The sequence below is a fragment of the Candidatus Margulisiibacteriota bacterium genome (assembly GCA_028715625.1).
Taxonomy (GTDB): domain Bacteria; phylum Margulisbacteria; class Riflemargulisbacteria; order GWF2-35-9; family GWF2-35-9; genus JAQURL01.
On the sequence record JAQURL010000082.1, the window covers coordinates 1 to 10,257 of the forward strand.

The window sequence follows — 10,257 nt, forward strand, 5'->3', positions numbered from 1 at the left end:
TTTATCAATCAGCAGCGCGCTATAGTTTATGTGAAAACACTTTTAAATTTGATAGCAAAAGCCAGATAAAAAATAACTGAAAACTTATACTTTTTACTTCGATATATGAACTATGAATAATAAATTAATCAGTAGTGTTGATCACGAGTTGGAACTAGTTTTAAAAGAGTTTGGAAATCCTCTGGGAAAGTTCCCCAGCGAATTTGTTTTAGCGAGTTTTCTAAGAAGAAGAATGGATTCCGCTGAAAAGTATGTCCTGCTTATAAGCGACGCAATTTTCAGGGCCTTTACCATACATGGCAAGAATATGTGCGACAGTTCTATAAAAGAATTTTTTATAAAATTTGAGAGAGGCATTGCGCTTGGGTTGACCGTAAAAGATCGCAGTCATATATTGCCTTTTGATGTGACAAAAGGTATCACAATGGACAGATTATATATTGATAGGGAACTACACCCATCTTTTTCCGCCATAATGGATGCTGTTTATGAACAGCTACGGTCAGGTTATATAGGGTTATCCCTGGAAATCAGGCAGGACTGGATGTATCGTCTGCAATACAGCAAGTTTGCGCGCGGACAGGTTATGGACGATGATTTTACGGTCATTTTTATCGATCAAAAAGTGACTAACGATTTGCGAAGATTTCGTAAATAAACAACAACTGTTTTACAATTAAAGCGCTTTCCCATATAATTCCATAAAGATTTTAGAAGAAACCTATTATTACCGAAGCTGTCTGAAAATGTCATTCTCCGGCTTGACCGGAGAATCCAGACCTGCTGAAAGCTAATACTAAAGCACAGCGAAGACGGATGCCTCCGGCGTAGCCTGGGTCACGGGAATGACAAAACTAGCCATTTACAATATTTTCGAACAGCCATTGGATAAGTGACAGGGTGAGGGCAGATGAAAATTACTAACTACAATGATACGGACTATGAGCAAGGCTTCTGGTCCGAGCGTTTATATGAAGACCTCATTGAAAAATATAACATTCAGAAACTTTTAAATAAGGAATACGGCTCTTTTATAGATATCGGTGGTGGCTTTGGCCGTCTGGTACCGGTTTATATAGATAGGGTAAAAACAGAATCTGTCTTGCTGGATTACTCCGATAAACTGCTGGATAGCGCCAAGGCCAAATATAATGATATCAAAAAATTGAAACCGGTACAGGGCAGCTTCTATGAGTTACCTTTTAAAGATAACAATTTTGATGGCGGCTTATCAGTAAGAGTACTGCATCATGTGGAAAACGTTCCGCAATACTTGAAAGAACTGAATAGGGTTTTAAAAAAAGACGCGATTTTTATTTTGGAGTACGCCAATAAAAGGAATCTGTTGGAAATAATCAGGTTTTTTCTGGGCCGCAGCAAAATAAAACCATTTTCCGTAGAACCGGATAACCGCAGCGACAAAGGCCTGACCATAAATTTTCATCCGCTATACATTAAAAAGATGCTGGATGAACATGGTTTTGTCGTTGAAAAAATGATTGCTTCTTCTTTATTCAGAATGCCAATTCTAAAAAAATTCATAGGGCAAAAAATGTTGTATAATATGGAAAAAATGATTCCTGCTTTTTTAAAAAACGGGGCATTAAGTCCCAGTATTTTTTTAAGGATAAGAAAAAAATAATGCCAAAACGAAAAGACATAAAAAAAATTTTGATTATAGGTTCAGGCCCGATCATTATCGGACAGGCCTGTGAATTTGACTATTCCGGGACCCAGGCAGTCAAGGCTTTGCGTGAAGAAGGTTATCAGGTAGTGCTGATTAACAGTAATCCGGCCTCGATCATGACCGATCCGGAATTGGCCGATAAAACTTATATAGAACCTATTACTCCGGAAGTCGTTGAAGAGATTATAAAAATCGAAAAACCGGATGCCATGTTGCCCACAATGGGCGGACAGACCGCTCTGAATATTGCTCTGGTTCTTTCTGAAAACGGTGTGCTGCAAAAGTACGGTGTAGAGCTTATCGGTGCCAAATTTGAAGCCATTAAAAAGGCAGAAGACCGCAAACTGTTCAAAGAAGCCATGAAGAAAATAAATATACAGGTGCCGGCTTCGGACCTGGCCTATTCTGTGGCTGATGCTTTAAAGATTGCGCAGAGAATAGGATATCCGCTAATTATCAGGCCGGCGTTTACCCTGGGTGGTACAGGCGGAGGCATAGCTTACAATGTGGAAGAACTGAATAATGTAGTCAGTAACGGTCTTAAAGAAAGCCCCATCGGTCAGGTGCTTGTTGAACAGTCGGTGATCGGCTGGAAAGAATATGAACTTGAGGTAATGAAAGACAAAAACGATAATGTTTCCATTATTTGTTCCATCGAGAATTTTGATCCTATGGGAGTGCATACAGGGGATAGTATTACAGTAGCACCGGCCCAAACACTTACTGATAAAGAATATCAACGCCTTCGAGATTACTCTATAGCTATTATGCGGGAAATAGGAGTAGATACCGGAGGTAGCAACATCCAATTCGCTGTTAATCCGGATAACGGAGATGTAATTGTAATAGAAATGAACCCCAGAGTATCGCGCAGTTCAGCGCTGGCTTCCAAGGCTACCGGCTTCCCGATTGCCAAAATTGCCGCCAAGCTGGCAGTCGGCCTTACTCTTGATGAAATACCCAATGATATTACCAGAGAAACACCGGCATCTTTTGAGCCGACCATAGATTACGTGGTAGTAAAAATTCCCAGGTTCGCCTTTGAAAAATTTCGCAACACTAACGAGATATTAAATACGACCATGAAATCTGTGGGTGAAGCCATGTCTATCGGCAGAACTTTTAAAGAATCCATGAACAAGGCTTTGCGGTCTATGGAAATAGGCCACTATGGTTTTGACGAAGGCAAAGATGTTGAGCTGAAAGTACTCAAGGATAAACTTATTTTTCCTAATGCCTCAAGAGTATTTTATATAAAATCCGCTTTTAAAAAAGGTCTTTCTATAGATGATATTTTTGAGCTGACCAAAATAGACCGCTGGTTCCTTAACCAGCTTTGGGAATTATATGAGTTGGAACTGAAAATTGAGCAGGAAAAACCATTGTCCAAAGAAACTTTAAAACAAGCAAAGAGCTGGGGCTTTTCCGATAATTTTCTGGCCAGATTAACTGGTGCTTCAGAAAAAGAGATCATGGCCCTGAGAAAAAAACACAAGATTATTCCTGTCTATAAAATGGTAGACACCTGCGGCGCGGAATTTGTGGCCAAGACGCCTTATTATTATTCCACTTACGATGAAGAAGATGAGATAATGGATACTAAAAAAGATAAAATTATGGTGCTGGGCGGCGGCCCAAACAGGATAGGGCAGGGTATAGAGTTTGATTACTGCTGTGTCCATGCTTCTCTGGCAATTCGCGATATGGGGCTGGAATCTATTATGGTGAACAGCAACCCTGAAACTGTAAGTACCGATTACGATATATCCGATCATCTGTTTTTTGAACCGTTAACCTTTGAAGATGTTATGGCCATTATCGACAGAGAAAAACCCAAAGGTGTTATCGTCCAGTTTGGCGGACAGACACCCTTAAAGCTGGCTAACCGGCTCATGGAAGCAGGTGCGCCCATTATAGGTACTTCACCGAAATCCATTGATGTGGCCGAAGATCGTGAATTATTCGGGGAACTGGTGAATAGACTGAAATTATTACAACCTGAAAATGGTATCGCCCGCAATTTCGAGGAAGCCAGAAAAATTGCCGGAAAGATCGGCTATCCGGTGGTTGTCCGTCCTTCTTATGTTCTTGGCGGCCGGGCCATGGAAGTTGTTTATGACGAAGTTGACCTTAAACGTTATATGGCCGAGGCTGTTATAGTCTCCGAAGACAAACCTATACTTATTGATCGTTTTCTTGAAGAAGCAGTGGAAATAGATGTGGACGCTCTGGCCGATGAACATGAGTGCGTTATAGCCGGTATCATGGAACATATAGAAGAAGCAGGTATCCATTCCGGAGACAGTGCCTGCATACTTCCGACACAGCATATAAGCGAAAAAATACTGGAAGAAATAAAATATATCACCAAAACACTGGCCAGGGAACTGAAAGTAATCGGACTTATGAATATTCAACTGGCAGTTAAGGGTCAAAAAGTATACATTCTGGAAGTAAATCCCAGAGCATCGAGGACAGTGCCCTTTGTGTCCAAAGCTACAGGAGTGGCCTGGGCAAAGATCGCAACCAAAGTTATGTTGGGCAAAACCATCAAAGAACTGGGTGTGAAAGAAGTAATACCTAAACATGTATCTGTTAAAGAAGCTGTGTTGCCGTTTAATAAATTCAGCAATCAGGATACAATCCTTGGCCCGGAAATGAAATCAACCGGAGAGGTGATGGGCATATCTGATAATTTCGGCAGTGCTTTTGCCAAATCACAAATAGCGGCCGGTGAAAAGTTTCCGACCGGCGGGACGGTTTTTGTCTCGGTAAACGATCGTGATAAACTGAAAGTGGTCCCAATTGTTCAGAAACTGATTGAATTAGGTTTTAATATAATATCAACCAAAGGTACGGCCAATGTCCTGAAAGAAAATAATCTTAAGGTAAAAGAAGTATTAAAAGTTCATGAAGGTCGTCCCAATATTACGGATATGATCCGCAACAAGGAAATTCAGCTGATTATTAACACCCCGCTGGGTAAAACTGCGCATATAGATGATAAGGTTATTCGTCAGACCGCTCTTAAATATAAGGCATTCACTATAACTACAATTTCTGCGGCTTCAGCCGCGGCTTACGCTATAGAGAAAGTACAGATGAATAAATTTCAGGTTAAATCGCTGCAGGAATATTATCAGGGCTGAGCAACTAAACTTTTCAGATAATTTTCCATTTCCGAATACTCCAGATAGGAAACCTCTCCATCATCAAATGAAGTGTAACGTTTAAGACTTTTTTCATTGATTTTTTCCAGCAAATCCAGTGCCTCAAAATAATCCGGCAGTGAAGTTCTGTGCCTTAGTATTTTACAGGTTTTCTGGCCGAGACTGGTTACTCTGTAATAATAAGTTGTGGTGTTATCAGATGCGCTTAAAGTAATCTGGTTATTTTTTAGTTCCTGGAAATCTCCAAACTTAGTCCATTCTTTATTGGCTTTGTCCGCTTTTGGCTGAGCTTTGTCTCTTTCCTTTCGCAGAACAGCTAATCGTTTGTCCTTACATTTAATTTTTTTCTCGAGATTGTATTTGTTAAAACAACGAAGAATAAATCCGAATATTCTATAAAACAAACTTTCAGAAATTGTCTCCAATTCCTTTTTTATTTTTTTGACGTCTTCAATATTGTTTTTTATATTCTGCAGGTTTTTGGCAGATTGAGTCATTTCCAGGTAAAGTTTATTGCGTTTCTCATTGTATCCCCTCTTTGTTGCCAATACAATAATTTTGTGTTTAGCCATGATATTCAGAATTGACAGGTTCCTTTCTATCGCCAGTTTTTCCTTATTTTTTAAGACGTTCATTATATACAGAAAATACCTTCCGAAAAGAATGTCATTTTCGGTTGAGTCTTTTACAGGAATGTTAACAGATAATATCTTGGAGTAAATTCTACTCATCAATTTTCCTCATAAATTATTATCAATATATCGGAACTAAAATTTAAGAAAATCAGGAAGTTTAGTTCCCCGTTTGTCGGATTTTTTCCAGTTCCTGGCGCAGCATAAACTTTTTCAGGATTTGTTTTACACTGCTGTCCTTTAAGTCTTTAACATAATCCCAGGCTGTTTTGTTGAATTTATCTTTTATGTCCAGATTAATTCCAGGTTTATCCAGCAATTTTTGTAATACTTCTGTCTTGTTATTTTGTACGGCAATTATAAGCGCTGTTTGTTTGTCATCATTTTGAATATTAACATCTATTTCAGGATGATATAATAATTCTTCAACTATATCTCTCATATCGCCTGAAACAGCAGACATCAAAACTGTTTTGCTGTAATTATTGCGGAAATTAATATCTATACCTGGAATTTGTAATATTTCCCGGACCATCTCTATATTTTTTGAAGATACTGCCTTAAATAGGGGATATTGATCGAACTCATATTTTTCCTGAGTAAAGATCAGGATATCTTTAATTTGCAGCAACATTTTCGCGATATCAACGTGTCCATTTTTTATAGCATAGGTAAGAGCGGTTTCGCTGCAATCCAATTTGTTTACTTCAACATCAGGGAAATTCAAGATTTTTCTAACGACTTCCGTATAACCTTTCATGGCAGCGAACATTAACAAGGTGCGGCCTCTGTTTGTGGTAACATTGGCATGAATTCCGGGAAAATCCAGTAAAGCCAGCATTATCTCGGGATGCCCTTTATCGGCAGCCCATAAAAGTGGTGTAAAACCATCGGAATTTGTTACATTCACATTGATTTTTTTATGGCCCAGAAATTTTTTTAGCATTTCCGCATCGCCTTTGATCGCGACTTCGCTAAGTGCAGAGTCACCATCTTTATCGACGATATTTACATCCATTTTTTTATCTGCCAGCAATTTGTCTATGAAATATTCATAATTTTTTAAGACTGCCAAATGAAGTAATGTTTGTTTCCCTTTTGACGTTTGCAAGTTCAAATTTATAGAGTCATTCTTGATGAGCTCATCAAAAATATTTGGACGTCCTGTATCCACAGCATACATAATTGCCGAGTAACCATCTTTATTCTGACAATTAAGATCAATCCCCGGCTTTTTTAAAAGTAGCTGTATGATATTTAAATGCCCGCAATTTGCTGCCCAGAGCAAAGCAGTATTATTTTCTTTATCCTTCATGTTTATATTAAGATCGGGATGCTTACACAACTCTTCAGCAATGTCTCGGAAACCGGCCTTGATCGCTTTTATCAATGCGGTCTCGCCCTTCAAATCACAAGCGTTAATATCCAGGTAAGAAATTTTTAGCAAATCGCTGGCAATTTCAAAATAACCGTTGCTGACTGCGGTCATCAATGGTGTTTCTCCTTTGTCATTAATTGCATTGATATCAGCGCCTTTATAAATCAGATTATTGAATTCGATCATATTGTTATTTTTTATGGCTGTCATTAATTGAGGTCCGAGGTAGTCGGTTTTTTTCATTTCCGAGAAACCCAGATTGCCGAAATCGCGAATAAGTTTTAGAAGTATCTGATTTTTTTTGATTTCAATATCTTCAAGAGAGAACAGACAGTGGTATATAGAGGTTAGAGATTTAACCTGTTCAGGGTCAGCTACATTTTCTGATATATATTTCGGTCCTTGTACAAGCACAGAAAAATTCAGATCGGCAAAATTTGTTATTTTTAATTCACCGAATAGTTTAAGACGGTATTTAGGGTCTTTAATTTTTATTAATTCCTCGATAACTTTGTAACCGTCATTACCTGAAAAAACATTTATCCCGCGTTCCAGCATACTTAATTTGCCATCAAGAAAAGAAGATTTGCTGTGTTCTGTAATGCCGGATATTATTTTAGATTTTATGCTCATTGAATTATTCCCCCCAAAAGGTCATATTAAATTATCGTAAGAAAAGCTCAAAAGTTGCGGGAAAACCTATTTAATAACGGTTTCTTCTATAGTACCAGGTACCGTGATACGCGCCTTTGCCTTTCAATATTTCTTCTATCGTTCCATATCCTTTGTCATAGGCAAGATCGCGGGCAGTGTAATCTTCAATGCTTTCAGCGTTGAGATTAACGTTTCTGAAGGAGGCTATTCTTTCTACCATAGAAGAACTATACATAAAGACCGCGTACATTAATGGTGTTCGTAAGAAATCCTCGGTGGAATTGATATCTATGTCAGACATGTCCAGTAAAATATTTGAGGTTGAGCTTCTTTTGTTATGCAAGGCAAAATTTAGAGCACACAAACTATTATCACCTTTTAAATTAATATCAATCCCTTTTTTTTCAAGTAATAATTTTACCACAGTGTTGCATCCCTTCGCTGAAGCACCGATAAGCGCTGTATTCCCACAATCATTACGTGCGTTAAAATTAATATTTTTGACAGCCAGCAGTCGTTCCACTATGTACTCATTACCATTGCGTGCTGCGAACATTAAGGGTGTGCTGCCATGACTTCTGTGCCGGCAGTTAACATCCACAACGTTTAAATTAAAAATTTCGTCAAAAGCATCTCTGTCATCCGCTATAAGAGCTTCAAAGAGGTCTTTCTCCAATTGATCCTTCATGGGTTTAAATCCGAGAATGTCAAAATCCCTTCTGAATTTTTGGATGATTATATGCCTATTTTGTTCTGAAAGATTATTTAGACAATTAACTATAGAGATACCGGCCATTGATTTATTAACATTAGAACTGCCGATAACGGATTTGTTATTAGCTAGATGTTTTAAATCGGCTAAGGGGGTTAGAGAACTAAAAAAATTAACCAAATCCGTGCTTCTCTTAAGGAGAATGAGTTCCGTCATGATCCGCTCACACTGGGGAGTTAAGAAAATATTGTAACCGTCATCCAGCAAATTCAGTTTTTCCCGCAGGAAATTGGAAATTCTTATATTTCTCTGGCCTGCGATTATTTTGGTATTCATCGGGTACTTCTTGAAAATTGCTCCAACAGCTGCATTATTTCTTCGCAATTGTAATTTTTGGCATAATCCAGAGCTGTTTTCATATGTCCATCTTTGATTTCTATATCAATATCAGGATGCTTCAAAAGTTCCCGAACTATTTCTATGCATTTTTTGTAATGGCGAAGGATTATTGCTTTCAACTTATAAATATTTTCAGCTGTTGCCTGTTTTTTATCCGCAAATATTGATTTGAAAAATAAATCAATGTCTGCACTATCTGTTTTTGCCGCGAAAATTAACTGCATAGCCATGCCCGTATCTCCCGGATTAATTTTAAGGTTCTGGTTTTCAGCTTCATATTTGATCTGTTGTCCGAATTCGCCTAATCTTATAGCTTCTATTAATGCTGTTTTTCCAAAACTGTCTTTGGTATTTATCTCCAGCTCTGGTCTTTTTAATAATTCTTTCACCACATCTACCATGAGGTTGAACGCCGCACCCATTAAAGGGGTATAACTTCCTTTAGCTTTGCTATTGATATCTGCATCGGGAACCTTGAGCATTTCCAACGCGAAGGAAGGCATAGCCCAGAAACAAGACATATTAAAAATAGTAAAATCATTAAACTGGAAGTTATAGTTTACGTCCGCGCCTTGTTCCAACAGACTGATAAATTTGTCCAGTTCGCCAGCCTGAGCTGCTTTCAGCAGGTCAGATCCCAGATATCCGGGTCCTTTTGCTGCCTGATATCCATAGGTAAATCCCAGTATTTCCAGATCGCGGGCCAGAATTTGCAGAACTTTTTCTTTATTAGTTTCATTAAGATTGTTTAAACAGCTTTTTATTGATTTTTCAGCATTAAGTTTTCTTTGCTGGTCAGGGCCTGTGTTATCAGGTTTCAGGTTGTTTATGATTCCAAAGAGATCCACAAGGTTGGCTTTGTTTTGTTTGAGACACAGCATTTCCTCTATTAATTGTTCTCTGTCACTGGATAAGAAAATATTTTTTCCCTGTTTCAGGAGCGACAGTTTATGCTCAAGAAATGCAGATATTGGAATATCTATATTTTCAGCAATGATTTTATGCATGATTTATCCTTCTCGATATTTTTTAATTGTCTGCTGCAATTCATATTTTTCAAACAATTCCAGAATATTTTTGTCATCTTTGGTTTTGGCAATTGATTTCGCGGTTTGATTATCTTTATTTCTTATCGCTGTATCAATTCCGGGAGTTTCCAGTAATGCTTCCACGGTGTGGAGGTTACATCGCTTAACCGCTTTCATCAGGACTGTTTCTCCGCCCTTATCTTTAAGGTTAAGATCAATTCCCGGATGGGTGAGGAGTTCATTAAAGACTGCTTCATTATATATTTCATATCTTTCTAATACTTTCATGATAGCGGTTTCTTTATTAGCATCCTGGGCATTGATATCTGTGATCGGCAGACCCAATACTTCTATGACCAGGTTTACATCTTTTAATTTTACAGATTTCATGAGCAGCGTTTCTTTGTCGTCAAAGTTTATTTGCTCCAGGTTGATATTTTTATGACGGATCAGCGCTGTGATTATACTTGGGTCATCTTTCCAGAAGGCATAGTATAAAGCGGATTTTTTGTCTTTATTGAGCGCGTTTACATCAATCTCTTCTTTTTGAAGCAGTTTATGTATCACGTCTTTATGTTGGTAATAACAGGCCCAGAT

At 38.2% G+C, this 10,257-nt stretch carries 8 protein-coding genes; 3 read left to right on the forward strand and 5 right to left on the reverse strand.

Annotation, left to right across the window (positions count from 1 at the left end):
- The first annotated feature begins 112 nt into the window (after positions 1 to 112).
- The 3 genes from PHV30_10820 (at position 113) to carB (ending at position 4,836) form a co-directional block, all read left to right on the forward strand.
- Positions 113 to 658 carry a hypothetical protein gene (locus PHV30_10820; protein ID MDD5457506.1) on the forward strand — a complete coding sequence of 182 codons (546 nt, stop codon included), beginning with the start codon at positions 113 to 115 and terminating at the stop codon, positions 656 to 658.
- Positions 659 to 910: 252 nt separating this feature from the next.
- Complete coding sequence (locus PHV30_10825; protein ID MDD5457507.1) at positions 911 to 1,642, forward strand: class I SAM-dependent methyltransferase; 732 nt, start codon at positions 911 to 913, stop codon at positions 1,640 to 1,642.
- Entirely contained in the window at positions 1,642 to 4,836 is a 3,195-nt protein-coding gene (carB, locus tag PHV30_10830; protein ID MDD5457508.1) for a carbamoyl-phosphate synthase large subunit, read from the forward strand. The genes PHV30_10825 and carB overlap by 1 nt, the downstream gene beginning before the upstream one ends.
- Here carB and PHV30_10835 read toward each other — a convergent pair.
- From PHV30_10835 to PHV30_10855, 5 genes are all read right to left on the reverse strand, one after another.
- Entirely contained in the window at positions 4,827 to 5,588 is a 762-nt protein-coding gene (locus tag PHV30_10835; GenBank protein ID MDD5457509.1) for a hypothetical protein, read from the reverse strand. The two genes, carB and PHV30_10835, sit on opposite strands and share 10 nt — an antisense overlap.
- 61 nt (positions 5,589 to 5,649) lie before the next feature.
- Positions 5,650 to 7,500, reverse strand: coding sequence for an ankyrin repeat domain-containing protein (locus PHV30_10840; protein MDD5457510.1), 1,851 nt, complete (start codon positions 7,498 to 7,500; stop codon positions 5,650 to 5,652).
- A 70-nt stretch (positions 7,501 to 7,570) separates the two neighbouring features.
- Complete coding sequence (locus tag PHV30_10845) at positions 7,571 to 8,569, reverse strand: ankyrin repeat domain-containing protein (GenBank protein MDD5457511.1); 999 nt, start codon at positions 8,567 to 8,569, stop codon at positions 7,571 to 7,573.
- Complete coding sequence (locus tag PHV30_10850; protein MDD5457512.1) at positions 8,566 to 9,639, reverse strand: ankyrin repeat domain-containing protein; 1,074 nt, start codon at positions 9,637 to 9,639, stop codon at positions 8,566 to 8,568. The genes PHV30_10845 and PHV30_10850 overlap by 4 nt, the downstream gene beginning before the upstream one ends.
- A gap of 3 nt (positions 9,640 to 9,642) precedes the next feature.
- On the reverse strand, positions 9,643 to 10,257 hold a 615-nt coding region (locus tag PHV30_10855; protein MDD5457513.1), incomplete at its 5' end, for an ankyrin repeat domain-containing protein.

What these genes read in the sequence shown, in the direction of transcription:
- PHV30_10835 (MDD5457509.1), bottom strand. Translation starts at nt 5,588, where the DNA reads ATGAGTAGAATTTACTCCAAGATATTATCTGTTAACATTCCTGTAAAA.
- PHV30_10820 (MDD5457506.1), top strand. Translation starts at nt 113, where the DNA reads ATGAATAATAAATTAATCAGTAGTGTTGATCACGAGTTGGAACTAGTT.
- carB (MDD5457508.1), top strand. Translation starts at nt 1,642, where the DNA reads ATGCCAAAACGAAAAGACATAAAAAAAATTTTGATTATAGGTTCAGGC.
- PHV30_10850 (MDD5457512.1), bottom strand. Translation starts at nt 9,639, where the DNA reads ATGCATAAAATCATTGCTGAAAATATAGATATTCCAATATCTGCATTT.
- PHV30_10840 (MDD5457510.1), bottom strand. Translation starts at nt 7,500, where the DNA reads ATGAGCATAAAATCTAAAATAATATCCGGCATTACAGAACACAGCAAA.
- PHV30_10845 (MDD5457511.1), bottom strand. Translation starts at nt 8,569, where the DNA reads ATGAATACCAAAATAATCGCAGGCCAGAGAAATATAAGAATTTCCAAT.
- PHV30_10825 (MDD5457507.1), top strand. Translation starts at nt 911, where the DNA reads ATGAAAATTACTAACTACAATGATACGGACTATGAGCAAGGCTTCTGG.